This window comes from Streptomyces mirabilis (assembly GCF_039503195.1).
Taxonomy (GTDB): domain Bacteria; phylum Actinomycetota; class Actinomycetes; order Streptomycetales; family Streptomycetaceae; genus Streptomyces; species Streptomyces mirabilis_D.
Genome location: NZ_JBCJKP010000001.1, coordinates 5,168,784 through 5,195,350, shown reverse-complemented (window position 1 = coordinate 5,195,350; position 26,567 = coordinate 5,168,784). Strand labels below are relative to the sequence as shown.

Here is a 26,567-nt window from a genome sequence, read left to right as displayed (position 1 = left end):
CGCCGGGGGGTGAGCACGGCGCCGGATTCGTCCGTACGTACCCGTGACTCTGGAAGTGCGGACCGGGCGGACCGGAATGCGGAGACCGCAGGGACGACGGAGACGACGGAGACGGCGTGTGAGCGGACGTGGAGGCGGACAGCGGGAGCGACGGCGGATCGCCCAGGGGCTGGCGCTGCTGGGCACGGTGCTGGTCCTGGTGCTGTTCGGCGGTGTCGGCGGCGCGTCCGCCCACGCCGCGCTGACCGGCACCGATCCGCAGGACGGCAGCGTGCTGAAGAGTGCGCCCACCGAGGTGACGCTGTCCTTCAGCGAGTCCATCGGGCTCCTCGACGACTCCTTCCGCGTGCTCGACCCGGACAACCGACGCGTGCACACCGGCGACCCGGGGCACGCGGGCGACCGTTCCGACACCGCCCGTGTGACCCTGCCGAAGGGGCTGGGCACCGGCACCTTCACGGTGGCCTGGCGGGTCGTCTCGGCCGACAGCCACCCGGTCTCCGGCGCCTTCACCTTCTCCATCGGCAAGCCCTCCGCGACCGCCCCGCCGGTCCCCGTGGACCCCTCCGGGAACACCGTCGCGGGCACGCTCTACGACGCCGCCCGCTACTTGGCGTACGGCGGTCTGGCCCTTCTCATCGGCGCGGCCGCCTTCGTCCTGGTCTGCGGGTTCCCTGGCCCGGTGCGGCGACTGCTCCTCACCGGCTGGTGGATCCTGGCCGGGTCCACCGTCGCGCTGCTGCTCCTGCGCGGACCCTACGAGCGCGGCAGCGGTCCGGCGGACGCCTTCGATCCGTCCGTCCTCAGCGAGACCCTGACCAGCAGGCCGGGACTGGCCCTGCTGGCGCGACTGGTGCTGCTCGGGGCGGCGGTGTTCCATCCGGTACGCGAGCAGGCGCGGGGCGGCTCGTCCTCGCGCTCGGCGGGCTGCTCACCGTCTCCCTCGCCGTCACCTGGGCCGTCGCCGAACACGCGTCCGCCGGGATCCAGGTACCCGTGGCGATGGTCTCCTCCGTACTGCACCTGCTGTCGATGGCGGTCTGGCTGGGCGGCCTCGCGGCCCTGCTCACCGCGCTGTACCGGTCGGCCGAGCCGCTCCCCGCGGCCGTCGTCAACCGCTTCTCCCGGCTCGCCCTCGCCTCGGTCACCGTCCTGGTCGTCACCGGCGTCTACCAGTCCTGGCGCGGCCTCGGCTCCTGGGAGGCGCTGACCTCCACCTCGTACGGCCGGCTCCTCCTCGCCAAGCTGGTGGCGGTGCTGGTGCTGCTGGCCGGGGCGGGGGCCTCGCGGCGCTGGACCGGGCGGCTGATGCTCGCGGCGGATGAGGCGCGGACAGCGGCTGCGGTGTCGGTGGAGGAGCGGGTGCCGCAGACGGTGGGGGCCTCGGCCGCCCCCGCCGACGTACGGGTCGGGAGGGCGGACGGCCCGTCGGACGGCGGCCCCTCGGACGGCGGCGTACCGGATCCGGAGCCGGATCCGGATCGCGAGTCTTCGGACAAGGCTTCCGACACGAGCTCGGGCAAGATCTCCGACAAGGACTCGGACAAGGACTCCGGCAAAGCCTCGGGCGCGGCCTCCGACGAGGCCGACCGGTACCGGCGGGCGTTGCGCCGTTCGGTGCTGGTCGAGGTCGTCGTCGGCATCGTCGTGCTGGTGATCACCACTCTGCTCACCGGTACCCAACCGGGCCGCGCGGCCACCGAGGCCGCGGCGGCCTCCGCCACCGCGGCCGCCGGGCAGACCACGGCCTCGACGACGACGATCCCGTTCGACGTGGGCACGAAGGGCGGACACGGCAAGGTGCAGATCGAACTGACACCGAGCCGGGTGGGCGAGAACTCCGTGCAGGCCGTGATCTACGGCTCCGACGGCGGCTTCGCCACCGTGCCCGAACTGCGCCTCACCTTCACTCTGGAATCCCAGCAGATCGGCCCGATCGACGCCGAACTGACGGACAAGGGCGGCTACTGGACCGCGGACGGCGTCACCCTCCCGGTGGCCGGCACCTGGACCATGAAGGCCACCGTCCGCACCACCGACATCGACCAGGTCACGGTGTCGAAGACCGTGAAGATCGGCTGACGGGACCACCGCGTCGGCTCACGGGGTCTGCTTCATGCCGTCGACGACGGCCCGGGTGACGATGGCGTTGGTGAACGTCACCGTGCCGGGCTTGATCAGAGCGTCCTCACCGGTGCTCGCAGTCACCTTGACCGAGCGGTCGCCCAGGAAGACATGGGTCTTCTTGTCGAAGATCCACTCTTCGCGTTCGCCGCTGGTCTCGTCCAGCCGGGCCACCGCGATCCCGTGCCGGCCCACCGCGTCCACCGCGTCGTTCACCACGACGACTCCGGGGATCTTCGCGGCGGCCTTGAACAGGGCCGAGTACAGCTCCGCCGGCGGGTAGCTCTCGACGAGCAGGTCGCCGATGGTGGTGAACGCCTCCTGGTCGGGTGAGTTGCCGTGGCCCTTGGTCTCCTTGTAGATCTTGGCCAGGATCTTGTCGGGGTCGGTGGTCAGCTTGGCCAGGAAGTCGTACGTGGGGTGGTTCAGGCTGCCGACCGGGGTGTTGCCCTGTTCGTCGGGCAGGCTCAGGGTCTCGCCCTCGGAGCTGTCGTTGACGGCCGGGTCGATCAGCCAGCCCTTGGTGCCGTCGGAGGACATCCAGACCTGGCGGCGGTGCAGCGCGTGACTGGCGAGGCTGCTCTTGTCGTCGACGGTCTTCACGAACGAGTCGGCCGTCTTGGACTCTATGTAGACGTACTGGCCGGGCTTGACGGCCGGGTGGCTCCCCCGGTCTCGGCCGCCGCCAGTGAGATCTGGCCCAGCAACTGGGGGACGCCCTTGGTGGTCGCGGCACCGATGCGGGTGGTGAGGGCGGGTCCGGTGGCGACGCCGCCGTCCCTGAGTCCGCCGCCGTCGTTCATCGCCACTACGGCGACGACCGTACCGGCCAGGGCGGCGGCCAGCGCGGGCAGCGTGATCGCCGGACGCGGCAGCCGGAACCGCCGGGTCCGCGCCGGGGCCACCGCCGCCGTGCGCTCTTCCTGCTGGATCTGGTGAATCTGGGCCATCAGGCGCTCCTTGTGGAACTGGTGACGGCCCGCCGGGAGGTCGCGCGCCGTGCGGGACAGGAGCTGCTGGGCGCCCTCGTCCTGCTCGGCCGGACTCTGCCGGGGCGTGTTCGCGTTCATCGGTTTCCTTCCTGTGCGGGCCGGATCACTTGGGTGCGATCGCCTGTTATCTGTCGGGCGCGGCGGCTGCCTTCCCGTCTTCCGCGAACTTTTTTCGGCGGCGGTCCGGGTTCTTGGCGCGCCGGTCCGGGGTCGGTGAGGACGCGCAGCTTCTTGCGGGCACGGGAGAGCCGGGAGGCGACCGTGCCGACCGGAATCCCCAGCGCCTCGGCCGCGGCCTCGTAGTCCAGGCCCTCTCCCAGGCAGAGCGCGATGACCTCACGCTCCGGGGGACGCAGCGTCGCGAGGGCGGTGAGGGCGGTCGCGAGGTGGCGCCGGTCGTCGACCCGCCCTGCCACGTCCTCGGCGTGGTCGGGCACCGACAGCTCGGCCGCGGCGGCGGCCTGGGCGGCCCGCCGGTAGCGCCGGTTGCTCCGGTACTGGTTGCGCGCGGTGTTGGTGGCGATGCCCAGCAGCCAGGGCCGCAGCGAACCGCCCTCGGGGTCGACCCGGTCGCGCAGCCGCCATGCCTCCAGGAAGGTCGCGGCCATCACGTCCTCGGCCGTCGACCAGTCGGCGGTCAGCCGGAAGGCGTGGTTGTAGACCGCGCGCGCATACCTGTCGAAGAGCTCCGCGAAGGCGTTCGATTCCCCGGCCCGTACCCGGGTACGCATATCAATGCTCACCCCTATGAGCTGTCCGGCACCCGACCCCGACTTCCCGTGACCTGCGTCACAGCTCGCCGTGTGCGGTGGGGACCGCCGTGGCAGGGCGCGGAGCTCCGTGGAACACCTGCCGGGCGTGCCAGGTCCGGTGGTGCGCGGCGACGGGCGCGGTGCCCGGCTGGGGACCGGTCAGCTGACGGCCCGCCAGCGCGATGACATGGTCGCGGGCCGCCGGGCTCCGTCCGACGAAGCGCCGCGACACCAGGATGCGGTGCCCCTCCCCGATACCGAGGACGCCCTTGTCGAACAGTTTGTGGTGCAGCGAGCACAGGCACAGACCGTTGTCGATGTCGTCCGGCCCGTCGAACGCCCACCAGCGCACATGCGCGGCCTCCAGCCCGACCGGCACCGCCCCGATCCGGCCGTCGTACCCGCAGAACGCGCACTGGTACTCGTACGCCGTCAGGACCAGCTCCCGCATCCGCCCGTCGCGTCGGCGCCGGTCCCGGGGCCCCGCGTCCGGCAGGTGCACCGGCCCTTCCGGCTCCCACTCCCACTCCAGGCCCACGGCCTCGCACAGTTCGTCGTGGAGCGAGGGCGGGAAGTGCAGGTCGAGCAGGATCCGGGCCAGCCGGCCGAGGAGCGCGGGTTCCCGTCGCAGCGCCGTCCGCAGCTCCGGCGCGAGCCGTCCCGCCGCGCCCGTCGACCGCAGTTCCCGCACCCCGCTGCCGGGGCTGCCGGGCCCGCGATCGGTCCGCACCTCCCACACCCCGTCGCCGACCAGGTGGTGGAAGGGGTACGCCGGTGTCGTCCGGTTGGCCGGACCGTACTCGGCCAGCAGCCGCTTCAGATCGTCCTCGACCGCGCTGTAGCGCAACTCGCCGTCGGCGTCACGCTGGAACCGGCCGAGGGCGTAGAGGAGGAGCAGGGGCTTGTGCGGGGCGCGGACCCCGTTGCCGGTCCACTGCCTCAGCTTCGCCGCGCGCTCCAGCCAGTCCTCCATGACGGGTGATCGTACGGGTGCGGCCGGATGATCGGACGGGTGGCTTGATGGGAGGGGCGGAGACGTTCAACGCGGTCGCGGTGACCCTCTGGCTCTCCGGGGCGGCGGGGCCTAGGCCCAGGCCAGGGCCCGGTGCGGCCGGGGTGCCGGGCTGTTCACCCGTACCGGCTCCGTGGCCCTGGTCCGTCCGCCGGCGAAGACGTAGAGGCGCAGGAGGAGGAAGCGTCCGATGCCGGCGAGGCCGGAGGCGCTGAGGCAGACGAGCTGTTCGGTGAGCACGCTCGGGGAGGTCTGAAGGGTGTGCAGGATGAGGAGCGCGACGGAGGTGACGGCGTAGGCGGCCGCGGCCGATCCCGCGGACTGCCAGTGCTGGCGCCATCCGGCGTGCTTCCCGCTGCCGAAGGTGAAGGGTGCGTGCAGCTCGGTGCAGAGGATGGTCGACGCGACGGTGACGACCGCGTTGGCCACCGCCCAGGGCCTCAGTCCGGCGACGAGGGGGACCGCGAAGCTGGAGAGGACGCCTATGCCGCCACCGCAGAGGACGAACCGGGCGAAGGAGGCGAGCGGACCGGGGGCGGCCGGGGTCGCCGGTATCCGGCGCGCGTCGTAGGCCCTGGTCCCGGTCGGCTCCGCACCCCGCACCGCGGACTCAGTGCCGCCGCCGTGTCCGGCAGCGACCCCGCGACGAGACGGAAGCCGAGACGGCCAACGTCGAAGGGCCCCACCGCAAGCGGTGGGGCCCTTCGACATCGTGCCCGGTGAGGCACTGGCGGAGGATACGAGATTCGAACTCGTGAGGGGTTGCCCCCAACACGCTTTCCAAGCGTGCGCCCTAGGCCTCTAGGCGAATCCTCCGCGGCAAACAATACAAGACGTTGAGGAGTGCTCGCGAACTCGTTCCCTCCTCGCGGATCAGGTACTCTGTGCGGAGCCCCTCACGTGGCGCTATCTGACTGAACTCCCCCAGGGCCGGAAGGCAGCAAGGGTAGGTTGGCTCTGGCGGGTGCGTGGGGGGCGCTTGCGTTCACGGGGCGGGATGCGGCACGAGGGTCCGGCCGCCGGGGCCCGGGGGCCGGTGAGCGGTCCCTGTTGTCAGTGGGCGCCTATAACCTCGTATGTGTGTCGTCTCTCGCGCTGTACCGCCGCTATCGCCCGGAGTCGTTCGCCGAGGTCATCGGGCAGGAGCATGTCACCGACCCGTTGCAGCAGGCGCTGCGGAACAACCGGGTCAATCACGCATACCTGTTCAGCGGGCCGCGCGGATGCGGGAAGACGACCAGCGCGCGGATTCTGGCCCGGTGTCTGAACTGCGAGCAGGGGCCGACGCCGACCCCTTGCGGGGAGTGCCAGTCCTGTAGGGACCTCGCGCGGAACGGGCCGGGGTCGATCGACGTCATCGAGATCGACGCCGCCTCGCACGGTGGTGTCGACGACGCTCGTGACCTGCGGGAAAAGGCCTTCTTCGGGCCTGCGAGCAGTCGGTACAAGATCTACATCATCGACGAGGCCCACATGGTCACCCCGGCGGGCTTCAACGCCCTGCTGAAGGTGGTCGAGGAGCCGCCCGAGCACCTCAAGTTCATCTTCGCCACGACCGAGCCCGAGAAGGTCATCGGGACGATTCGGTCGCGGACCCACCACTATCCGTTCCGGCTCGTGCCGCCGGGGACCCTGCGGGGTTACCTGGGCGAGGTCTGCGGGCATGAGGGCATTCCCGTCGAGGACGGCGTACTGCCGCTGGTCGTGCGGGCCGGCGCCGGCTCCGTGCGTGACTCCATGTCCGTCATGGATCAGCTCCTCGCGGGGGCGAGCACCGACGGTGTGACGTATGCCATGGCCACCTCACTGCTGGGGTACACGGACGCGTCGTTGCTCGACTCCGTGGTCGAGGCGTTCGCCGCGGGCGACGGCGCCGTGGCCTTCGAGATCGTGGACCGCGTCATCGAGGGGGGCAACGATCCCCGGAGGTTCGTCGCGGACCTGCTGGAGCGGCTGCGCGACCTGGTGATCCTGGCCGCCGTTCCCGACGCCGCCGAGAAGGGGCTCATCGACGCCCCGTCGGATGTCGTCGAGCGTATGCAGGCCCAGGCCGGGGTCTTCGGCGCCGCCGAGCTGAGCCGCGCCGCCGATCTGGTCAACGAGGGGCTGACGGAGATGCGCGGCGCCACCTCGCCGCGACTCCAGCTCGAGCTCATCTGCGCGCGTGTGCTCCTGCCCGCGGCGTACGGGGACGAGCGATCCGTCCTGGCCCGCCTGGACCGCATCGAGCGCGGGGTGAACTTCTCCGGTGCCGGCGCGGGCGCCCCCGTCATGGGGTACGTGCCCGGCCCCGAGGTACATGGAGGGGCGCCGGCCGCGGCCGCTCCGATGGTTCCGCCGGGCGGCGGGGTCGCCGCGGCCCGGGCCGCCGTGCGGGGCGCGGGTCCCGGCGGGCAGGGAGCGACGAACGAGGGGTACGGGGCCGGTGGTGCGGGGGGTGCCGACGGGGTTGTTGCGGCGCCGGGTGCGGGGGCTTCCCCTGCCTCGGCCCCTTCCCCCGCCCAGGCCCCGGCACCCGCACCGGGTCCCGCGGCTGCCGCTGCCGCGCCCCCGGCTGCCGCTGCGGCCCCGTCCGGATCCGCGCCCGGCGCCTGGCCCACCGCGACGGCCGTCGGCAGCGGTCGGCGTCCGGGCGGCTGGCCGACCGCGACACCCGCGGGTGGGGACAGGCCCCCGCCGCCCCCAGCGCACCCGCACCCGCTGCAGCGCCGACGGCGTCCACCCCCGGCCCGGGCCCCGGCCCCGCCTCCGCGCCGGCCCCCGCCGCCGGTGGCGTCGACCCCCGCATGCTCTGGCCGAACATCCTGGAGGCCGTGAAGAACCGCCGCCGCTTCACCTGGATCCTGCTCAGCCAGAACGCGCAGGTCACCGGCTACGACGGCACGACCCTGCAGATCGGCTTCGTCAACGCGGGCGCGCGCGACAACTTCGCGAGCAGCGGCAGCGAGGAAGTCCTGAAGCAGGCGCTGGCCGAACAGTTCAATGTGCAGTGGAAGATCGACGCGATCGTCGACACCTCCGGTGGTTCGGCACCGCCACCGGTGTCGGTCTCCGGCCCCGGTCCCGGACTCGGTGGTGGCGGCAGCGGCGGCGGTGGCGGCTATGGCGCCGGTGGTGGCGGTTACGGCGGAGCTCCGGCCGGCTCGCGCCCCGCCCCCCAGCAGCCCCCGGCTCCGCGCCCCGCCGGGTCCCAGGGCCCGCCCGCGGGGCAGGCCTCGGCCGCGCCCGCCTCGACGCCCGCCCCCTCACCCCCGGCCGCCTACGAGCCGCCTCCGGTGGCCCCCGAGGACGACATCCCCGAGGACGACGACCCCGACCTCGACGAGTCCGCCCTCTCGGGCCACGACCTGATCGTCCGCGAACTGGGCGCGACGGTGGTGGAGGAGTTCTCCAACGAGTGAACGCCCGGACCCCTCTCGGAGGATCGCACCAACTCTCCCCACCCCCCGCTTCGGAAGCCCCCACAAAGGCACCCGGCCCCGACGGATAGGCTGACCCCGTGAAGGTCCTTGTCATCGGTAGCGGCGCCCGCGAACACGCCCTGTGCCGTTCCCTGTCCCTCGACCCCGACGTCACCGCTCTGCACTGCGCCCCCGGGAACGCAGGCATCGCGGAGACGGCCGAGCTGCACCCGGTCGACGCCCTCGACGGCGCCGCCGTGGCCGCGCTGGCCACCGAGCTCGGCGCCGAGCTGGTGATCGTGGGACCGGAGGCGCCGCTCGTCGCCGGGGTCGCCGACGCCGTGCGCGCGGCGGGCATCCCCTGCTTCGGCCCCTCCGAGGAGGCCGCGCAGCTGGAGGGCTCCAAGGCCTTCGCCAAGGATGTGATGGCAGGGGCGGGCGTCCCCACGGCACGTTCGTACGTCTGCACGACGCCCGAGGAGGTCGACGAGGCGCTCGACGCCTTCGGCGCCCCGTACGTCGTGAAGGACGACGGGCTCGCCGCCGGCAAGGGTGTCGTCGTGACCGACGACCTCGCGAAGGCCCGCGCGCACGCCATCGCCTGCGACCGCGTCGTCATCGAGGAGTTCCTCGACGGCCCCGAGGTCTCCCTCTTCGCGATCACCGACGGCGAGACGGTCGTCCCGCTCCAGCCCGCCCAGGACTTCAAGCGCGCGCTGGACGGCGACGAGGGCCCGAACACCGGCGGCATGGGCGCGTACTCGCCCCTCCCGTGGGCGGACCCGAAGCTGGTCGAGGAGGTCATGGAGACCGTCCTCCAGCCGACCGTCGACGAGCTGCGCCGCCGCGGTACGCCCTTCTCCGGCCTTCTCTACGCGGGTCTGGCGATCACGAGCCGCGGTGTACGGGTGATCGAGTTCAACGCCCGTTTCGGCGACCCGGAGACCCAGGTGGTCCTGGCCCGGCTGAAGACCCCGCTCGCGGGCGTCCTGCTCGCCGCCGCCGAAGGCACCCTCGCCGATCTGGCGCCGCTGCGCTGGAGCGACGACGCGGCGGTCACCGTGGTCGTGGCCTCCCACAACTACCCCGACACCCCGCGCACCGGCGACCCGATCACCGGGCTCGACGAGGTGGCGGCGCTGGACGCCCCGCACGCGTACGTCCTGCACGCCGGGACGAAGCACGACGGCGACGCGGTCGTCAGCGCGGGCGGCCGGGTCCTCTCCGTCACGGCGACCGGCACCGACCTCACCGAGGCCCGCGCCCGCGCCTACGCGGCGGTCGCCCGCATCGGCCTCGACGGTTCGCAGCACCGTACGGACATCGCGGCGAAGGCGGCGGCGGACGCCACGACCGACGTCACGACCGAGGCGTAGAGCCCCTGACGGAGGTGTAGCGCCCACCCCCGCGTGCACCACTGGGCCCCGGATTCTGTACGGAATCCGGGGCCTGATCCTTGCCCACGGTCATCCACCTTTCCCCAAAGCCATTCCATCGAGTGAGCGATGCCCCATCCGGCTGACGGGGGCCGAGGCCCCAACTAGGGTGCGGCGAAAGCGTTCCGGCACTTGGCCCACCGGCATTGCGATGTCGGTGGTGGGTGCCACAGTGGGGGAGTGAGCAACACCAGGGCATCCTTCGGCGCGGGCTGCGAGACAGCCCGGGCCGGGCCGACAGCAGGGGGTGACATCCGGTCGTGACCGGTATGGGTGTGGAGGTGGGCGCGCAGGCCGCGCGCTCCCGGGCGCTCGCCGTGCTGCGTATCCGCAGCAGGGCGCTGGCCGTCGCCCTGCTGCCCGCGGCCGTCGCCGTCGTGCTGCTCGTCGGCGGCTCGACCGGGCACATCACCGGCGGAAGCTGGCCCGTCACCAGCTGGATCGTGACGGTCATCGCCGCCCTCGTGCTGCTCGCCGCCGCGGGCATCGCGCTCGTCGTCGCCCGCGCGCGGCCCGCCGTGAGCCCCACGGTCCCGATCGCGGAGGCGTCCGCTCCCGACCTCTACCGCCTGGTCCGGGATCTGGCCGACCGCCTCGACGTCCCGCCGCCCTCGGCGATAGCGCTGACCCCGGACTGCGACAGCTGGCTGGAGGACCGCACCCACCCGGCGCACGGTCCGCCGCCGCCCGAGCACCGCGACGAAATAGCGGGCGTACGAGGGGTGGGAGGCGGGCGTCCCCGCCGAGCCCCCGCGGCTCCGGTCCTCGTCATCGGCTCGCCCTTCCTGTGGTGGATGCGGGTCGGGGAGTTGCGCGCGGTCCTCGCCCCGGTCGTCGCCGGTACGGGCCCTTCGGCGCACCCCGACATAGCCGCGGCCCGCCGTTTCGTACGGGGTCTGGACGCGGCCGTGGCCGTGACCTCCGAGCCCGCCCGCGGCCCTCTGGCCCGCACGGTGCTCGCCGGTGTCGGCTGGGTGACCCGCCTGCTGCTGCGCAGCTGCCGGGGCCATGCGGCCGAGATGGAGCGGGGAGTGGCGGCTGCCGCGGCCGAGCGTGCACAGGCTGTGGACTACGGTCTGCGGATCGTCGCCCAGGAACAGGTCGGCCTGGCGTACGCGGGCTGGGACCGGCTGCTGACCCGGGTCGCGCTGCCCGCCTGGCGGATGGGCCGCTGGCCGGCCCGGCTGGACGCGGGTGTCGTCGCGGCCCTCACCGAGCTGTCGCGCCGTGACCGGCTGGCCGAGGGCTTCGCCTCCCGCCTCGGCGAGCGTCCCGCCTGCGACCTGCTCGAAGAGCCCGGTTCGGTGGACGAGGCGGCCTCGCTGCTCGCCGCGCGCCTCTTCCACGGCGGCCCCGCGGAGCCCGGGCCCGACTGGGCGCCGGTGGACTGGCAGGAGTATCCGGACGAGGTCGTCGACCGCACCTGGCGCACCGAAGCGGCCCGGCTGCACCGGGTGCTGGACGCGCTGGGCGTCCGTCACCCCACGGATCCGACCCAGCCCGACCAGGGTGGTCCGACGCTGGCACGCGTGCTCGACCATCTGACCGCGCCTGCCACACCGGCCACGGACGACGCCGACCTCTCCGTCGATCGGCGCGAGGCGTACGGGGAGAGCGGTACGGGCGCGAGACTAAAAGAGGCAGAGGCAGGGACAGGGACAGGGACAGGGACAGGGACAGGGACAGGGACAGGGACAGGGACAGGGACAGAGGTCGAGGTCGAGGTCGAGGTCGAGGAGGAGGTCGGGGAGGACGGCGAGCCCGTGCTCGGGAGTGAGCGAACGGCGGCCCTCGCGGCCGGGCTCAGCGCGGAGCTGGCCCGTGAGGAGGCGGCGGCGCCGGCCGTCGCGTCCGGGCCGGGCGGGGGTGCGGAGCAGCCGGGCCCCGACTGGTCGTTCTGGGACGACGGGGTGCTGCCGCTCTTTCCGCTCCAGCCGCCGCGCAGTGGGCGTGAGCTGTTGGCCGACCATGTCACCGCGATGGTCTGTTGTGCGGCGATGGACACCGCCGGGGCGGCGCCGGGGCTCGACTGGCTCGATGGCCCCGCCCTTCTCGTCGACGGGGTCCGGGCCGTCGATCTGGGGCCGCGGGTCCTGACCCTCGTCGAGGACGGTGACCCGGAACCTCTCCGGGACTGGCTCCGTCACCTGGGCGTCCGCCCCGAGAAACCGGTCCGCCTGGTCTGACGCCACCACCACCGTCCCTACTCCCAGCCGCCCATCTCCACTTCTTCAACCGGAGGTCCGCGTTCCGTTCACGTCAATTCGCGACGAACGGTGACGGAGTGCGTGCGTAATGTGATGTGCTGGGACCGATCGCGTGCAGGGCAGAGGTTTACCGAACCGACGGGGGCACGAGGGAGGGGAGCAGGCATGGGGTCGGAGCAGATCCGCCGCTGGGAGTCGGGCGCACTCGCGCACGCCGTGACGGACCCCTTCGGTCAGGGCCCCGTTCCCTGGCTCAGGGGCGACGAGCAGTACTTCGACGACACGGGCCATGTCGTCCCGTGGTACATCGATCACATTGATCACGTCGATCAGGCGGGTCGGGCCGGTCAGCCCGGTCAGGCCGGGGGACCCGGTGGCTCCGCCACCCTCCAGGGCTCCCGCAGGCCCCCCATCCCCCACCCCCGCGTCGGCGGCCCCCGCTCGGCCGACGACGTGCACCGCCAGATCAAGGGCTTCGCCTCCAACGGCGCGGCCGCGCCGGGCGAGGCCATCGACTTCCACGTCACCGTCGACCCGCCCCAGGAATTCAGCGTCGACATCTACCGCATCGGGCACTACGGAGGCGTCGGGGCCAGCAAGATCACCACCAGCCCCCGCCTGTCGGGCATCGTCCAGCCGCCGCCCCTCACCGCCGACAGAACCGTTTCCTGTCATCACTGGTGGCTCTCCTGGCGCCTGCAGATCCCGAGCTACTGGAACATCGGCGCGTACGTGGCCGTACTCACCACCGCCGACGGCTACCGCTCCCACGTCCCCTTCACCGTCCGCGACAACCACCCCGCGGACCTCCTCCTCCTGCTCCCGGACGTCACCTGGCAGGCGTACAACCTCTACCCGGAGGACGGGCACACCGGCGCGAGCCTCTATCACGCCTGGGACGAGAACGGCCGTCTGCTCGGCGAGTCCGAGGCCGCGACGACGGTCTCCTTCGACCGCCCGTACGCCGGCGCGGGCCTTCCCCTCCACGTCGGCCACGCCTACGACTTCATCCGCTGGGCCGAGCGCTACGGCTACGACATCGCCTACGCCGACGCCCGCGACCTGCACGCCGGCCGCGTCGACCCCACCCGCTACCGCGGCCTGGTCTTCCCGGGGCACGACGAGTACTGGTCGTTGGCCATGCGGCGCACCGTGGAACTCGCCCGCGAAAGCGGCACCTCCCTGGTCTTCCTCTCCGCCAACACCATGTACTGGCAGGTGGAGTTGGCCCCGTCCCCGTCCGGCGTCGCCGACCGCCTGCTGACCTGCCGCAAACGCAGAGGCCCGGGAAGGCCGGCGCTGTGGCGCGAAATCGACCGTCCTGAGCAGCAGCTCATCGGTATCCAGTACGCGGGCAGGGTCCCGGAACCCCACCCCCTGGTCGTGCGCAACGCCGACCACTGGCTGTGGGAGGCGACCGGGGCACACGAGGGCGACGAACTCGCGGGCATGGTCGCGGGCGAGGCCGACCGCTACTTCCCGCGCACCCCGCTGCCCGAGCACCAGGGCCGCATCCTGCTCGCCCACTCCCCCTACCAGGACAGCGAGGGCGCCACCCGCCACCAGGAGACCTCCCTCTACCGGGCACCCTCCGGAGCTCTGGTCTTCGCGGCCGGGACGTTCGCGTGGTCCCCGGCCCTGGACCGTCCCGGCCACGTCGACGCCCGTGTCCAGCGAGCCACCGCGAACCTCCTCGACCGCATCTGCAAACGCGACTGAGGAACCCCCTGGCCGAAGCCGCTCTCCGGATACGGGAGAATCGAGCCACTTGGACAGAACCACGGGGAGGAACCGTGTCCGGATTCGTCGAAAAGCCCGAGCCCCTCCAGGTCCCGGGTCTGGTGCATCTGCACACCGGCAAGGTGCGCGACCTGTACCAGAACGAGGCGGGCGACCTCGTGATGATCGCCAGTGACCGCATGTCCGCCTACGACTGGGTGCTGCCCACCGAGATCCCCGACAAGGGCCGGGTCCTCACCCAGCTCTCGCTGTGGTGGTTCGACAAGCTCGCCGACCTGGTCCCCAACCACGTGCTGAGCACCGAGCTCCCGCCGGGCGCCCCCGCCGACTGGGAGGGCCGCACCCTCATTTGCAAGTCCCTGCGGATGACGCCGGTCGAGTGCGTCGCGCGCGGCTATCTCACCGGCTCGGGCCTCGTCGAGTACGACGAGTCCCGCACGGTCTGCGGCCTCGCCCTCCCCGAGGGCCTCGTCGACGGCTCGGAACTCCCCGCGCCGATCTTCACCCCCGCCACCAAGGCCGCGGTCGGTGAGCACGACGAGAACGTGTCGTACGAGGAGGTCGCCCGCCAGGTCGGCGCCGAGACGGCGGCCCAGCTGCGCCAGACGACCCTCGCCGTCTACGGCCGCGCCCGTGACATCGCGCGCGAGCGCGGCATCATCCTCGCGGACACCAAGTTCGAGTTCGGCTACGAGGGCGAGACGCTCATCCTCGCCGACGAGGTGCTGACCCCGGACTCCTCCCGCTTCTGGCCCGCCGACGTGTGGGAGCCGGGCCACGCCCAGCCGTCCTTCGACAAGCAGTTCGTCCGCGACTGGCTGACGTCTGCCGAGTCGGGCTGGGACCGCAGGAGCGAGCAGCCCCCGCCGCCGCTGCCCCAGCACATCGTGGACGCGACCAGCGCCAAGTACATCGAGGCGTACGAGCGCCTGACCGGCACCAGCTGGAGCTGAGGACGCGAAGGAGCACACGAAGAAGCCCCCGACCCTGAAGGGCCGGGGGCTTCTTTCTCTGAGCGGACGACCAGGTTCGAACTGGCGACCTCAACCTTGGCAAGGTTGCGCTCTACCAACTGAGCTACGTCCGCATGCGCTGTGGTGCGAGAACAACTATACCCAACCTCGCTCCCGTGCGAGACGCACCGCCGCGTGCCGGTTCTCCGCCCCGAGCTTCGAGACGGCCGACGAAAGATAGTTGCGTACCGTCCCCTGGGACAGTGCCGCCCGCTCCGCGATCTCCGCGACGGGCGCCCCGTCGGCGGCGAACTCGAGCACCTCGGCCTCGCGCGCGGTCAGCGGCGAGTCCCCGGCGGAGATCGCGTCCGCGGCCAATTCCGGGTCCACATAACGGTTTCCCGCATGCACGGTACGAATGATCTCCGCGAGCCGCTGTGCGCTCACCGTCTTCGGGACGAACCCGCGCACACCTGCCGCAAGCGCTCGCTTCAGATGCCCCGGCCGCCCGTGACTCGTCACGATCAGCACCTGACAGCCGGGCAGTTCGGCTCGTAGCGATGTGGCCACCCTCACACCGTCCGCCCCCGGCATCTGCAGATCCAGAACGGCGACATCGGGCTCGTGCGCCAGCGCCATCGCCAGCGCCTCGGGCCCGGTCGCGGCCTCGGCGACCACCACGAGGTCGTCCTCCAGTCCCAGCAGCGCGGCGAGCGCACCCCTGATCAGGTGCTCGTCGTCGGCGAGCAACAGCCGCACGGGCGGTGCGGATGGGACGGGTGGGACGGATGAGGTGGGTGGGGTGGACGTCATGAGGTGACCTCGCTCACAGGGTGGGGGACGGGTCGGGGCGAGCCACCCGATTCCGGGGCCGGAGCCTGTTCCGGGACCGAGTCGGGGGGCAGCGGCACCTCGGCGGTCAGGCGGAACAGGTCACTCCCGGCAGGCCCGGCCCGCAGCACCCCGTCCACCTCCCTGAGCCGCTCCCGCAGCCCGGCGAGCCCGGACCCCCTTCCCGGTTCGGCGGTACCGGTACCGGGCGCCCCGTCGTTCTCGACGGTGAGGGTCACCCGGTCCTTTGCCACCCGCAGGGACACCGAGCACCTTGCGGCGTCCCCGTGCCGCAGCACGTTCGTCGTCGCCTCCCGTACGACCCAGCCGAGCGCGGACTGGATCTCCACGGGCAGTCCGGTCACCGGGCCGCTGACCTCGCAGTCGATGCCGGCGGCCGTCAACACGCCCTGTGCTCCCGCGAGTTCGGTCCGGAGATCGGCCTCGCGGTAGCCGCGTACGACCTCGCGGACCTCCCGCTGCGTCTCCCGTGCGATCCGCTGGACCTCGACCATCTGCTCCACGGCCTCCGGTCGTCCGCGCCGGGCCAGTTGCACGGCGAGCTCGCTCTTCAGCGCGACCACCGCCAGGTTGCGGCCCATCACGTCGTGCAGATCGCGCCCGAAGCGCAGCCGTTCCTCGGCGACGGCGAGCCGGGCCCGGGTCTCGCGGGCCTCGTCGAGTTCGTAGACGGCGTTCAGCAGCCAGACGGAGAAGGCGGAGGTGAACGTGAAGAAACCGGCGGCGAGGACGACCGCACCGGCGGCGACGGCGGCGCCGGGCGCCGGGACACCCGCCGGGACGGCCACGGCGCCGGCACCCACGGCGGCGCCGAGCACGCCGTACACCATGCGTCGTGTCCCGCGCACCGCGAGCGCCAGAGTGCCGACCCCGAACGACAGGACGCCGACGAACACCGTGCCCGCCGCCGCCCCGTTGTCCGCGCCGCGCGGGCCGTGCAGCGCGACCACCAGGCTCACGACGGCGATCACCACGGTGGCGGTGCCCAGCGCCCAGAGCAGCCGTACCGGCAGGGGGCGGCGGCCGCGGGTCCAGTCCAGGGTCAGCGAGGCGGTCACCGCGGCGACCGCGGCGTGCGCGCTCACCAGCAGGAACAGGATCCAGTTCACCGGGGCGGGCACGTATCCGAAGGCAGGGAGCGCGAAGGTGGCGACCTCGATGAACGGGAAGGTGTGGAACGACCACCGTGTGTACGTCTCGACCTTCGCCGGTGTGCTCTTGCCGCGCCACCAGCCACCGCGCCCGCCCATGCCCATCACCAAGTCCGTGGTCAACGCCGCGGCTCCCAGCGGAACCACCGCCGTACAGCAAACACCGCGAACACGGTCCAGGCCACCGCTGTCCCGAGCGCGCCCAGGGTGTCGTGCGCGGAGAGGTCGCCGGTCCAGCCGCCGCGTATCAGCGTGATCACCGGGGTCAGGGGCAGCAGTTCGCAGGCCGAGGCCAGCTGGTCCGGCATGAGCTGGAGGGGGAAGAAGGTGCCGGAACCGAACAGCGACACCAGCATCAAGGGCATGGTGGCGACCTGGGCGCCCTCCACGCTCTTGCTGAAGTTCGCCGTGATCGCCGCGAGCGGGGGCCACATCGCCAGGCCCAGGAGCAGCCCCAGGACGGCGAGACGGGGTGCCCGGGGCGCGCCGACGTCCAGCAGCGCGGCGCACGCGACCGTCAGGACCAGGCACTGCACCAGGCCGATCGCGACCGAGGGCAGGGCCGCACCCGCGAGGATCTCCGCGTCCCGCAGTTCCCCGGTGCGCAGCCGTTTGAGGACGAGCTCCTCGCGGCGGGCCGCGTACACGCTCACCAGCGGGCTGTAGACCGCGAAGAGGAGTGCGAAGCCGACGGAGGACGGCACGATGACCGAGCCGACCGAGAGCCCGGTGCCCTTCAGGTCCATCTGGTCGACCGTCGAGCGGAGGCTGAACGGCAAGAGCAGCGGCATGAACACGGCGGCGGCGAGGGTCGCTTTCGAGCGGCCCAGCAGGGTCAGTTCGGCGCGCGCCAGGGCGGCCATCCGCCCCGCGGCCGTCGTCGTACCCGTATCCGCACCCGCACCGGTTTGCCCGGTCGCCGGAACTGTCGCACTCATGCCGCCGTCCCCCTCTCCTGCTCCCGCAGACCCGCACCCGGCGCATCCGCACCCCGTACATCCGGGTCCCGCGCACCCGCACCCGCACCCCGGCCCGCGGCGTCCCGCGCTATCCGCAGGAACGCCTCCTCCAGTGAGGCCGACCGCACATCGAGCCCCCGCAGCTCGACCTGCTTCTGGTGGGCCCACACCAGCAGCGCGGTGGCGGTGCGCTGGAGCTCGTCGGTGCGCAGCCTGACGACACGGCCCGCCGTCTCGTGATCGGTCACGCCGAGTCCGGCGAGCGGAGGCAGATCTCCGAGGAAGTAGCCGTCGGGCAGTTCGAAGGAGATCCGAGAGGGTGAGGACGCGGTCACCTCGGCAGGGGTGCCGGCGGCCGCGATGTGCCCTTCGTGGAGGATCGCGAGCCGGTCGGCCAGTTCCTCCGCCTCCTGCAGGTAGTGCGTGGTCAGCACCACGGTCGTACCGCCGTCGCGCAGCGCGCGCACCAACTCCCAGGTGTCCCGGCGCCCTTCGGCGTCCAGGCCGGTCGTCGGCTCGTCGAGGAAGAGGACCTCGGGGCGGCCGAGCAGCGCGAGGGCCAGGTCCAGGCGCCGTTTCTCGCCCCCGGACAGCTGCTTCACCCGTACCCCGGACCGCCGGGTGAGCCCGACCATCCCCAGGGCCTGATCGGTCGGCCGGGCTCCGCTCGTGCAGCCCGTCCACATCCGTACGGTCTCCGCGACCGTCAGTTCGGAGGGGAAGCCGCGCTCCTGCAGCATCACGCCGATCCGGGGCCGGACGGCGGCGCGCTCCTCGTACGGATCGTGTCCGAGGACCCGCACCCGGCCGCCCGCCGGAGGGGCGAGGCCCTCCAGCAGCTCGACGGTGGAGGTCTTGCCGGCGCCGTTGGTCCCCAGCAGCGCGAAGAGCTCACCGCGGCCCACGGAGAAGGTGATTCCGCGCACGGCCTCGAAATCTCCGCCGGCTCCCCGGTCTCCCCCGTACACGCGCCGCAGATCAGTGACCTCGATCACGTCATCTTGCTCGTTCGTGTTCATGGAATCAGCGTCTCCGCGGACGGGACCCGACAGCAGTGCGCGGTGTCATCACTCCGCATGACAAATGTCAGGGGAGGCTTGTAGGCGCACACGAGAAAGACCCCGGTCGATGACCGGGGTCTTTGCTTCCTGGAGCGGACGACGAGGCTCGAACTCGCGACCTCAACCTTGGCAAGGTTGCGCTCTACCAACTGAGCTACGTCCGCATTGCCTCCGACCGGCTTTCACCGGTCGGTGCGAGCACCACCCTACCTGATCCACAAGAGTGGTCGGTAAGGGCTGCAGAGCGGGTGACAGGAATTGCACACTGCGCCTTCCCCCTGGAAGGGGGATGTTCTGCTACTGAACTACACCCGCGTGACTCCTCGGGACCTGGCTTTTCGGCCTTGCCCCTCGGCGTGCTCCAGACTCTAGCTGATCAGCAGGGGGTCTGCGCAAGTCGGTTGCGCGCGGGGGCGGATGGCCGGCCGGAGCGGGAACCCGGCGAGCCATCCGGCGGACCCTCGGACTCAGTGCGCCTCGGCGAACGCCTCGTAGACCTTCTTGGGGATGCGGCCGCGCGGGGGGACGTCCAGCTTGTTGGAACGGGCCCAGGCGCGGACGGCGGCCGGGTCGGGGGTCAACGCGGTGTGCGTGTACGCCTTCCCGGACTTCGACTGCTTGCGGCCGGCCTCGACGTAGGGCGCGAGCACCTTACGCAGTTTCTTGGCATTGGCTGGATTGAGGTCGATCTCGTACGACTTGCCGTCGAGTCCGAAGGCGATCGTCTCCGCCGCTTCCGAGCCGTCGATGTCGTCAAAGAGAGTGACCACGACACGCTGCGCCACGAATATCGGTCCCTTCGTGCGGCACCTCTGCGATCGCCCCCCATGACGTGCGTGGACGTCACGGAGTTGTCGGGGAGATGTCGACTGTCCGGCTGTTATTGGGCAAAGTATCGGCTATTGCCAATTCCTTTGTACAGTGCCGGGCATTGCATTGTGAAGCCCGACTAAAACCTTCCGCGTGTCCGAAGGTAATGGGGCCCAGCCGCTCTTCTGCGATTTTTCCCAGGATTTTCCGTACAGGTCCCCGCGTCGATGCGGGATCGTGATCGGGCTCACGTAGGATTCTACGAATCTACGCGAGTAGAAATTTTGTGCGGGTAGTCTGAAGCGACCTGCTCAGCACCACACACCGGGAGTGCCAGTGGCACGCGTCGTAGTCGACGTCATGCTCAAGCCGGAGATCCTCGACCCCCAGGGCCAGGCGGTGCAGCGTGCACTGCCGCGCCTCGGTTTCGAAGGTGTCTCCGACGTACGTCAGGGAAAGCGATTCGAACTGGAAGTGGACGGACCGGTGGACGACGCCGCCCTCGCCCGCATCCATGAACTGGCGGAATCCTTCCTCGCCAACACCGTGATCGAGGACTTCACCGTCAAGGTCGAGGAAGTCGCGGAGGCAGGAAAGTGACCGCTCGTATTGGAGTCGTCACCTTTCCGGGCAGCCTCGACGACCGGGACACGCAGCGTGCGATCAAGCTCGCCGGTGCCGAACCCGTCGCCCTCTGGCACAAGGACAAGGACCTCAAGCAGGTCGACGCCGTGGTGCTGCCCGGCGGTTTCTCGTACGGCGACTATCTCCGGGCCGGTGCCATCTCGCGCTTCTCGCCCGTGATGGAGACCGTGATCGAGCAGGCGAAGTCCGGAATGCCCGTCCTCGGCATCTGCAACGGCTTCCAGGTCCTCACCGAGGCCCACCTCCTCCCGGGCGCGATGCTCGGCAACAACCACCTCCACTTCATCTGCCGCGACCAGAAGCTGCGGGTGGAGAACGCGGAGACGTCCTGGACGGCCGACTACGAGTCCGGCCAGGAGATCCACATCCCGCTGAAGAACATGGACGGGCGGTACGTCGCCGACGAGCACACGCTCGACATGCTGGAGGCGGAGGGCCGGGTCGCGTTCCGTTATGTGGACGTCAACCCGAACGGCTCGCTGCGCGACATCGCCGGCATCACGAACGAGGCGGGCAACGTCGTCGGTCTGATGCCGCACCCGGAGCACGCCGTCGAGCCCCTCGTCGGCTCCGGCCGCACCGACGGCCTCCCCTTCTTCACCTCGATCCTCAAGAAGCTGGTCACCGCATGAGCCGCACGCCTCTGGACACGGTCGAGAACGCGGCCGCGACCCCCGACGTCGAGCTGCCCTGGGCCGAACTGGGCCTGAAGAAGGACGAGTACGAGCGGGTCGTCGAGATCCTCGGCCGCCGCCCGACCGGCGCCGAACTCGCCATGTACTCCGTCATGTGGTCCGAGCACTGCTCGTACAAGTCCTCGAAGGTCCACCTCCGCCAGTTCGGCGAGAAGGCCCCGCAGTCCGACGCCCTCCTCGTCGGCATCGGCGAGAACGCCGGTGTCGTCGACGTCGGCCAGGGCTACGCCGTCACCTTCAAGGTCGAGTCGCACAACCACCCGTCGTACGTCGAGCCCTACCAGGGCGCGGCCACCGGCGTGGGCGGCATCGTGCGCGACATCATCGCGATGGGCGCCCGCCCGGTCGCCGTCGTCGACCCGCTGCGCTTCGGCGCCGCGGACCACCCCGACACCAAGCGCGTCCTGCCGGGCGTGGTCGCGGGCATCGGCGGCTACGGCAACTGCCTGGGCCTGCCCAACATCGGCGGCGAGGTCGTCTTCGACGCCTGCTACCAGGGCAACCCCCTCGTCAACGCCGGAGCCATCGGCGTCATGAAGCACGAGGACATCCACCTCGCGAAGGCGTCCGGCGCGGGCAACAAGGTCATCCTCTACGGGGCCCGTACGGGCGGCGACGGCATCGGCGGCGCCTCCATCCTGGCGAGTGAGACCTTCGACGACGCCAAGCCGTCGAAGCGCCCCGCCGTCCAGGTCGGCGACCCGTTCCAGGAGAAGCTGCTCATCGAGTGCACGCTCGAGGCCTTCGCCGAGAAGCTGGTCGTCGGCATCCAGGACCTCGGCGCGGCCGGTCTGTCCTGCGCCACCTCCGAGCTGGCCTCCAACGGCTCCGGCGGCATGCGCGTCACCCTGGACGACGTACCCCTGCGGGACTCGACTCTCTCGCCCGAGGAAATCCTCATGAGCGAGTCGCAGGAACGCATGTGCGCGGTCGTCGAGCCGGCGAAGGTCGACCGGTTCCTGGAGATCTGCGACAAGTGGGACGTCATCGCCACGGTGATCGGCGAGGTGACGGACGGCGATCGCCTCGAGATCTTCTGGCACGGCGGCAAGATCGTCGATGTCGACCCGCGCACGGTCGCGCACGACGGCCCGGTCTACGAGCGCCCCTACGCCCGCCCCGAGTGGCAGGACGCCCTCCAGGCCGACGACGCGAACAAGCTGCCGCGCCCGGCGACGAGCGAGGAGCTCAAGGACCAGGTCCTCAAGCTCGTGAGCTCGCCGAACCAGGCCTCCAAGTCCTGGATCACCTCCCAGTACGACCACTTCGTGCAGGGCAACACGGTGCTGGCGCAGCCCGAGGACTCGGGCATGATCCGCATCGACGAGGAGACCGGACTCGGCGTCGCCATCGCCACGGACGGCAACGGCCGCTACGCGAAGCTCGACCCGTACACGGGCGCGCAGCTCGCGCTCGCCGAGGCCTACCGCAACGTCGCGACGACCGGTGCCAAGCCGCTCGCCGTCTCCGACTGCCTGAACTTCGGCTCGCCCGAGGACCCGGCCGTCATGTGGCAGTTCGCCGAGGCCGTGCGCGGTCTCGCCGACGCCTGCCTGCAGCTGGGCACCCCGGTGACCGGCGGCAACGTCTCGCTCTACAACCAGACGGGTGAGGCCGCCATCCACCCGACTCCGGTCGTGGCCGTGCTGGGCGTCATCGACGACGTCGCCCGCCGCACGCCGGTCGCCTTCCAGGAAGAGGGCCAGCTCCTCTACCTGCTCGGTGACACCCGCGAGGAGTTCGGCGGTTCGGCCTGGTCCCAGGTCGTCCACGACCACCTCGGGGGCCTGCCGCCGAAGGTCGACCTGGAGCGCGAACGCCTCCTCGGCGAGATCCTCATCTCCGCCTCCCGCGACGGCATGATCGACTCGGCGCACGACCTGTCCGACGGCGGTCTGATCCAGGCCGTGGTCGAGTCGGCGCTGCTCGGCGGCAAGGGCGCCCGGCTGGTCGTCCCCGACGGTCTCGACGCCTTCACCTTCCTCTTCTCGGAGTCGGCGGGCCGCGCGGTCGTGGCCGTCCCGCGCTCGGAGGAGCTCCGCTTCAACGACATGTGCGGTGCGCGGGGTCTGCCCGTCACCCGCATCGGTGTCGTGGACGGAGACGCGGTCGAGGTCCAGGGCGAGTTCGCCCTCCCGCTGGACGAGCTCCGCACGGCCCACGAGGGCACGATCCCGGCGCTGCTCGCGTAAGCGGTCGTACGACGCCGACGGCCCCGACCGTTTCGACGGTCGGGGCCGTCGCCATGCCGGAACGGGCTCGGTCGCCCGGGGCGGGGGCGCGGGCCCTTCGTGCCACCGGCCTCCCAACAGTCGGTCGAACCCGGCGTCGGCCGGCAGGAGCGCGCCGAGCGTGACGTTCCTGGACGGACATCGACCTCTTCACGTCCTCCGCCGGACAGGCCCTAGGCTCGCCTTATGTCGCCGGCCAGGAAACGCACCCGTACCTACGACCCCGCCAAGATCCGGGCGGCGGTGCTCGCGCAGTTCGGGAACGTGCGGCAGGGCGTCCACACCCTGACCGAGGAACAGTTGGCGCGGCCCGCGCGGCTCGGGGACTGGAGTGTGCGGGAGCTGGCCGTGCACCTCACGATGGCGGTCGAGAATGTGAGCCGCAACCTCGACCGGCCCGAGCCCGGCGCGAAGGAACGCGCACTGCTCGACTGGCCGTTCGCGACGGCGGCACGCGCCGGGGACATCGCCGACGGCACCCGCGAACTCGCCCGCGCCAACCCCGACCTCGACGCGCTCTATGCCCACGTCGAACAGCGGATCACCGAGCGTCTGGCCACGGCCCCCGACGACCGGCTGCTCGCCACGCTCCCCCAAGCTCTCGGCTCCGCTCGAGCAGGGGGGACCCCCCTCGGAGCCATGACCCTCGCCGACTACCTCGTGACCCGCACCGTCGAGCTCGTCGTGCACACCGACGACCTGAACCGCGCCGCCGGCGCCGACATCCCCCTCGACCGCCAGGCCCTCGCCGCCTGCACCCGGCTGCTCGCCGACGCGCTCGCCGTGAAGGCGCCCGGCGCGTCGACGGAGGTGCGGATCCCGCCGTACGCCGTCGTGCAGTGCGTGGCGGGCCCCCGGCACACCCGGGGCACACCGCCGAACGTCGTGGAGACCGACCCGCTGACCTGGATCCGGCTGGCGACGGGACGTACGGAGTGGCAGACCGCGCTGGACGAGGCGAAGGTCAGCGCGAGCGGTGAGCGGGCCGACCTCGGCGGACTGCTGCCGCTGATGGGCTGACTCCACCCGACGGCTCAACCTGCCGACCTCACCTGCTGACCCCACTCGCCGACTCCCTCCGCGGAGCCCACCCGCACCGCCCCGGAGGGGAACCGGCCACCCCACCCCTCCCGTCACACCCTCATGGACAAGCAGCGACTGACCCTCAGCGTCCTGACCCTGCTTCCGCTCGCCGTGGCCTGCGGCACCGAGACGGCGGGCGGCGGTTCCGCGGGGACCGGATCGTCCCCGGTCACCGGCGTTCACTGGAGTGTCGACACCCTCACCACGCACGGCCGGACCCGGCAGGCGCCGGACAGCGCGTATCTGCGGATCGGCGCAGACGGTCGCGTCAGCGGCAACCTCGGCTGCAACACTTTCGGCTCCACCGTCACCCTCAAGGGTGACCGTGTCGACTTCGGGACGATCGAGGCGACCGACATGGGCTGCCAGAAGGACCCCATGAGCTTCGAGCAGAGCCTCAGCCACGCCTACGTCGACAACACGTTCACCAGCGAGGTCAAGGGTGACAAGCTGACGCTCACCACCGACGGCGGCGACCGCGTCGATCTCACCAAGGAGCCGGACGCACCCCTGTACGGCACGAAGTGGACGGTCACCTCCCTGGGGGACGGTGACGTGGCCCAGTCCCTTCCCGAAGGGGCCGACGCCCACTTCAGCCTCGACAAGGCGAACGGCACCCTTTCCGGCCGCCTCGGCTGCAACCACGTCACCGCCAAGGCCACCGTCCGCGACGGACATATCACCCTCGGCGCCGCCAAGACCACCCGGATGATGTGCGACGGCTCACTCATGGACACCGAGAGGACTTTGCTGGGCCTCTTCGACAGCACGGTCGTATACGAGTTGAACCACCGGTCCATCGCGCTGACCAGCACAAACGGAAAAACCGTCCAAGCCGTCGCGGAAGAGTGATCCGTCAAAGATCCGTATCCCCAATTCGGACCAGTGGTCGATCTCGCCTACACTCGGTGGCGTGCCACGTGGTGACGGTCGACTCAATCATGATCTGCTCCCCGGCGAGAAAGGCCCCCAGGACGCTTGCGGCGTCTTCGGAGTCTGGGCCCCGGGTGAAGAGGTCGCCAAGCTCACTTACTTCGGGCTCTACGCCCTCCAGCATCGAGGCCAGGAATCCGCGGGTATCGCGGTAAGCAACGGCTCCCAGATCCTCGTCTTCAAGGACATGGGCCTCGTGTCCCAGGTCTTCGACGAGACCTCGCTCGGTTCGCTCCAGGGTCATATCGCGGTCGGTCACGCCCGCTACTCGACCACCGGCGCCTCCGTGTGGGAGAACGCCCAGCCGACGTTCCGTGCCACCGCGCACGGCTCCATCGCGCTCGGCCACAACGGCAACCTCGTCAACACGGCGCAGCTCGCCGAGATGGTCGCCGACCTCCCCAAGCAGGACGGCCGCACCACTCGGGTGGCCGCCACCAACGACACCGACCTGCTCACCGCGCTCCTCGCGGCCCAGGTCGACGACGACGGCAAGCCGCTGACCGTCGAGGAGGCCTCCGCGAAGGTCCTCCCGCAGGTCAAGGGCGCCTTCAGCCTCGTCTTCATGAACGAGCACACCCTGTACGCGGCCCGCGACCCGCAGGGCATCCGCCCGCTGGTCCTCGGCCGCCTGGAGCGCGGCTGGGTCGTCGCCTCCGAGTCCGCCGCCCTCGACATCTGCGGCGCGGCCTACGTCCGTGAGATCGAGCCGGGCGAGTTCGTCGCCATCGACGAGAACGGCCTGCGGACGTCCCGATTCGCGGAAGCGAAGCCCAAGGGCTGTGTCTTCGAGTACGTGTATCTGGCCCGCCCGGACACGGACATCGCCGGCCGGAACGTGTACCTCTCGCGTGTCGAGATGGGCCGCAAGCTCGCCAAGGAGGCCCCTGTCGAGGCCGATCTGGTGATAGCGACCCCGGAGTCCGGGACGCCCGCCGCGATCGGTTACGCGGAGGCCAGCGGCATCCCGTTCGGCGCCGGACTGGTCAAGAACGCGTATGTCGGCCGGACCTTCATCCAGCCTTCGCAGACCATCCGCCAGCTGGGCATCCGTCTGAAGCTGAACCCCTTGAAGGAAGTCATCAAGGGCAAGCGCCTGGTCGTCGTCGACGACTCGATCGTGCGCGGCAACACCCAGCGGGCCCTGGTACGCATGCTCCGCGAGGCGGGTGCGGCGGAAGTCCACATCCGGATCTCCTCTCCTCCCGTGAAGTGGCCCTGCTTCTTCGGCATCGACTTCGCGACCCGCGCCGAGCTGATCGCCAACGGCATGACCGTCGAGGAGATCGGCACCTCGCTCGGCGCCGACTCCCTCTCGTACATCTCCCTCGACGGCATGATCGAGGCGACCACCATCGCCAAGCCGAACCTGTGCCGCGCCTGCTTCGACGGCGAGTACCCGATGGAGCTTCCCGACCCCGAGCTGCTCGGCAAGCAGCTTCTGGAGACCGAGCTGGCCGCGGGTCCCGCAGCCACGGCCGCGGCTGACGCCATCCGTCGCCCGTAACCGCCGCAGAGCCCCGTTTCACC

General features: G+C 71.3%; 18 protein-coding genes, 4 tRNA genes, 1 other RNA gene and 3 pseudogenes. 13 read left to right on the top strand and 13 right to left on the bottom strand.

The window, feature by feature from the left end; translation table 11 throughout:
• Nucleotides 1-76: 76 nt before the first annotated feature.
• A pseudogene (locus tag AAFF41_RS23985) lies at nucleotides 77-2,082 on the top strand (copper resistance CopC/CopD family protein).
• Nucleotides 2,083-2,100: 18 nt separating this feature from the next.
• Here the strand turns inward: AAFF41_RS23985 and AAFF41_RS23980 are convergent.
• The 5 genes and pseudogenes from AAFF41_RS23980 to AAFF41_RS23960 all read right to left on the bottom strand — a co-directional run bounded on the left by AAFF41_RS23980 (nucleotide 2,101) and on the right by AAFF41_RS23960 (nucleotide 5,696).
• A pseudogene (locus tag AAFF41_RS23980) lies at nucleotides 2,101-3,194 on the bottom strand (CU044_5270 family protein).
• Nucleotides 3,191-3,847, bottom strand: coding sequence for an RNA polymerase sigma factor (locus tag AAFF41_RS23975; protein WP_319751289.1), 657 nt, complete (start codon nucleotides 3,845-3,847; stop codon nucleotides 3,191-3,193). Before AAFF41_RS23975 ends, AAFF41_RS23980 begins: the two are co-directional and overlap by 4 nt.
• 58 nt (nucleotides 3,848-3,905) lie before the next feature.
• The gene (locus AAFF41_RS23970; RefSeq protein ID WP_343324616.1) at nucleotides 3,906-4,841 is read right to left on the bottom strand and encodes a phosphorothioated DNA-binding restriction endonuclease; all 936 of its coding nucleotides are present in this window, start codon (nucleotides 4,839-4,841) and stop codon (nucleotides 3,906-3,908) included.
• A 111-nt stretch (nucleotides 4,842-4,952) separates the two neighbouring features.
• Entirely contained in the window at nucleotides 4,953-5,435 is a 483-nt protein-coding gene (locus tag AAFF41_RS23965) for a GtrA family protein (protein WP_343326343.1), read from the bottom strand.
• A 173-nt stretch (nucleotides 5,436-5,608) separates the two neighbouring features.
• Nucleotides 5,609-5,696, bottom strand: a tRNA-Ser gene (locus AAFF41_RS23960).
• Nucleotides 5,697-5,767: 71 nt separating this feature from the next.
• On the opposite strand from AAFF41_RS23960, the gene ffs reads away from it, so the two are divergent.
• From ffs to AAFF41_RS23925, 6 genes and pseudogenes are all read left to right on the top strand, one after another.
• An RNA gene (ffs, locus tag AAFF41_RS23955) (signal recognition particle sRNA small type) lies at nucleotides 5,768-5,866 on the top strand.
• 94 nt (nucleotides 5,867-5,960) lie between these two features.
• Nucleotides 5,961-8,281: pseudogene (locus tag AAFF41_RS23950) on the top strand (DNA polymerase III subunit gamma and tau).
• A gap of 98 nt (nucleotides 8,282-8,379) precedes the next feature.
• Nucleotides 8,380-9,657 carry a phosphoribosylamine--glycine ligase gene (gene purD, locus AAFF41_RS23940; protein ID WP_343324613.1) on the top strand — a complete coding sequence of 426 codons (1,278 nt, stop codon included), beginning with the start codon at nucleotides 8,380-8,382 and terminating at the stop codon, nucleotides 9,655-9,657.
• 329 nt (nucleotides 9,658-9,986) lie between these two features.
• The gene (locus AAFF41_RS23935) at nucleotides 9,987-11,903 is read left to right on the top strand and encodes a M48 family metalloprotease (RefSeq protein WP_343326342.1); all 1,917 of its coding nucleotides are present in this window, start codon (nucleotides 9,987-9,989) and stop codon (nucleotides 11,901-11,903) included.
• A gap of 186 nt (nucleotides 11,904-12,089) precedes the next feature.
• Entirely contained in the window at nucleotides 12,090-13,643 is a 1,554-nt protein-coding gene (locus AAFF41_RS23930; RefSeq protein ID WP_343324612.1) for a N,N-dimethylformamidase beta subunit family domain-containing protein, read from the top strand.
• 74 nt (nucleotides 13,644-13,717) lie between these two features.
• Nucleotides 13,718-14,617 (top strand): phosphoribosylaminoimidazolesuccinocarboxamide synthase, encoded by a 900-nt coding sequence (locus tag AAFF41_RS23925; protein WP_319753421.1) that lies wholly within the window; start codon nucleotides 13,718-13,720, stop codon nucleotides 14,615-14,617.
• A 61-nt stretch (nucleotides 14,618-14,678) separates the two neighbouring features.
• Here AAFF41_RS23925 and AAFF41_RS23920 read toward each other — a convergent pair.
• The 8 genes from AAFF41_RS23920 to AAFF41_RS23885 all read right to left on the bottom strand — a co-directional run bounded on the left by AAFF41_RS23920 (nucleotide 14,679) and on the right by AAFF41_RS23885 (nucleotide 19,425).
• Nucleotides 14,679-14,751, bottom strand: a tRNA-Gly gene (locus AAFF41_RS23920).
• Between the two features lie 22 nt (nucleotides 14,752-14,773).
• Nucleotides 14,774-15,430: a response regulator transcription factor gene (locus AAFF41_RS23915; RefSeq protein WP_319753420.1), complete on the bottom strand. Its 657-nt coding sequence runs from the start codon at nucleotides 15,428-15,430 to the stop codon at nucleotides 14,774-14,776.
• Nucleotides 15,427-16,719, bottom strand: a complete 1,293-nt coding sequence (locus AAFF41_RS23910; protein WP_343326341.1) for a sensor histidine kinase — start codon at nucleotides 16,717-16,719, stop codon at nucleotides 15,427-15,429. Before AAFF41_RS23910 ends, AAFF41_RS23915 begins: the two co-directional genes overlap by 4 nt.
• A 20-nt stretch (nucleotides 16,720-16,739) precedes the next feature.
• A complete protein-coding gene (locus AAFF41_RS23905) occupies nucleotides 16,740-17,558 on the bottom strand; it encodes an ABC transporter permease (RefSeq protein ID WP_319753419.1) in 819 nt (272 codons plus the stop codon).
• Nucleotides 17,555-18,598 (bottom strand): ABC transporter ATP-binding protein, encoded by a 1,044-nt coding sequence (locus tag AAFF41_RS23900; protein ID WP_343324611.1) that lies wholly within the window; start codon nucleotides 18,596-18,598, stop codon nucleotides 17,555-17,557. The genes AAFF41_RS23905 and AAFF41_RS23900 overlap by 4 nt, the downstream gene beginning before the upstream one ends.
• Nucleotides 18,599-18,728: 130 nt before the next feature.
• Nucleotides 18,729-18,804 (bottom strand) — tRNA-Gly (locus AAFF41_RS23895).
• Nucleotides 18,805-18,883: 79 nt separating this feature from the next.
• Nucleotides 18,884-18,955: transfer RNA gene (locus tag AAFF41_RS23890), tRNA-Gly, on the bottom strand.
• Between the two features lie 152 nt (nucleotides 18,956-19,107).
• Nucleotides 19,108-19,425: a histone-like nucleoid-structuring protein Lsr2 gene (locus tag AAFF41_RS23885; RefSeq protein WP_075031378.1), complete on the bottom strand. Its 318-nt coding sequence runs from the start codon at nucleotides 19,423-19,425 to the stop codon at nucleotides 19,108-19,110.
• A gap of 361 nt (nucleotides 19,426-19,786) precedes the next feature.
• Between AAFF41_RS23885 and purS the strand changes: the two genes are divergently transcribed.
• The 6 genes from purS to purF all read left to right on the top strand — a co-directional run bounded on the left by purS (nucleotide 19,787) and on the right by purF (nucleotide 26,544).
• Nucleotides 19,787-20,050 carry a phosphoribosylformylglycinamidine synthase subunit PurS gene (gene purS, locus AAFF41_RS23880; protein WP_005482678.1) on the top strand — a complete coding sequence of 88 codons (264 nt, stop codon included), beginning with the start codon at nucleotides 19,787-19,789 and terminating at the stop codon, nucleotides 20,048-20,050.
• Nucleotides 20,047-20,727 carry a phosphoribosylformylglycinamidine synthase subunit PurQ gene (purQ, locus tag AAFF41_RS23875; protein WP_054235044.1) on the top strand — a complete coding sequence of 227 codons (681 nt, stop codon included), beginning with the start codon at nucleotides 20,047-20,049 and terminating at the stop codon, nucleotides 20,725-20,727. Before purS ends, purQ begins: the two co-directional genes overlap by 4 nt.
• The gene (gene purL / locus AAFF41_RS23870; protein ID WP_054235043.1) at nucleotides 20,724-22,982 is read left to right on the top strand and encodes a phosphoribosylformylglycinamidine synthase subunit PurL; all 2,259 of its coding nucleotides are present in this window, start codon (nucleotides 20,724-20,726) and stop codon (nucleotides 22,980-22,982) included. Before purQ ends, purL begins: the two co-directional genes overlap by 4 nt.
• 225 nt (nucleotides 22,983-23,207) lie before the next feature.
• Nucleotides 23,208-24,041 carry a maleylpyruvate isomerase family mycothiol-dependent enzyme gene (locus tag AAFF41_RS23865; RefSeq protein WP_343324610.1) on the top strand — a complete coding sequence of 278 codons (834 nt, stop codon included), beginning with the start codon at nucleotides 23,208-23,210 and terminating at the stop codon, nucleotides 24,039-24,041.
• A gap of 123 nt (nucleotides 24,042-24,164) precedes the next feature.
• On the top strand, nucleotides 24,165-24,956 hold the full coding sequence (locus tag AAFF41_RS23860; protein WP_319753416.1) for an META domain-containing protein: 792 nt from the start codon (nucleotides 24,165-24,167) through the stop codon (nucleotides 24,954-24,956).
• Nucleotides 24,957-25,017: 61 nt separating this feature from the next.
• Nucleotides 25,018-26,544: an amidophosphoribosyltransferase gene (purF, locus tag AAFF41_RS23855; protein ID WP_266700140.1), complete on the top strand. Its 1,527-nt coding sequence runs from the start codon at nucleotides 25,018-25,020 to the stop codon at nucleotides 26,542-26,544.
• Nucleotides 26,545-26,567 lie beyond the last annotated feature (23 nt).

Bases quoted from the DNA above. Each gene is read 5' to 3' on its own strand.
- AAFF41_RS23975 (WP_319751289.1), bottom strand. From the start codon at position 3,847: ATGCGTACCCGGGTACGGGCCGGGGAATCGAACGCCTTCGCGGAGCTC.
- AAFF41_RS23970 (WP_343324616.1), bottom strand. From the start codon at position 4,841: ATGGAGGACTGGCTGGAGCGCGCGGCGAAGCTGAGGCAGTGGACCGGC.
- AAFF41_RS23935 (WP_343326342.1), top strand. From the start codon at position 9,987: ATGGGTGTGGAGGTGGGCGCGCAGGCCGCGCGCTCCCGGGCGCTCGCC.
- AAFF41_RS23930 (WP_343324612.1), top strand. From the start codon at position 12,090: ATGGGGTCGGAGCAGATCCGCCGCTGGGAGTCGGGCGCACTCGCGCAC.
- AAFF41_RS23915 (WP_319753420.1), bottom strand. From the start codon at position 15,430: ATGACGTCCACCCCACCCACCTCATCCGTCCCACCCGTCCCATCCGCA.
- AAFF41_RS23910 (WP_343326341.1), bottom strand. From the start codon at position 16,719: ATGGGCGGGCGCGGTGGCTGGTGGCGCGGCAAGAGCACACCGGCGAAG.
- AAFF41_RS23905 (WP_319753419.1), bottom strand. From the start codon at position 17,558: ATGAGTGCGACAGTTCCGGCGACCGGGCAAACCGGTGCGGGTGCGGAT.
- AAFF41_RS23900 (WP_343324611.1), bottom strand. From the start codon at position 18,598: ATGAACACGAACGAGCAAGATGACGTGATCGAGGTCACTGATCTGCGG.
- purL (WP_054235043.1), top strand. From the start codon at position 20,724: ATGAGCCGCACGCCTCTGGACACGGTCGAGAACGCGGCCGCGACCCCC.
- AAFF41_RS23865 (WP_343324610.1), top strand. From the start codon at position 23,208: ATGTCGCCGGCCAGGAAACGCACCCGTACCTACGACCCCGCCAAGATC.
- AAFF41_RS23860 (WP_319753416.1), top strand. From the start codon at position 24,165: ATGGACAAGCAGCGACTGACCCTCAGCGTCCTGACCCTGCTTCCGCTC.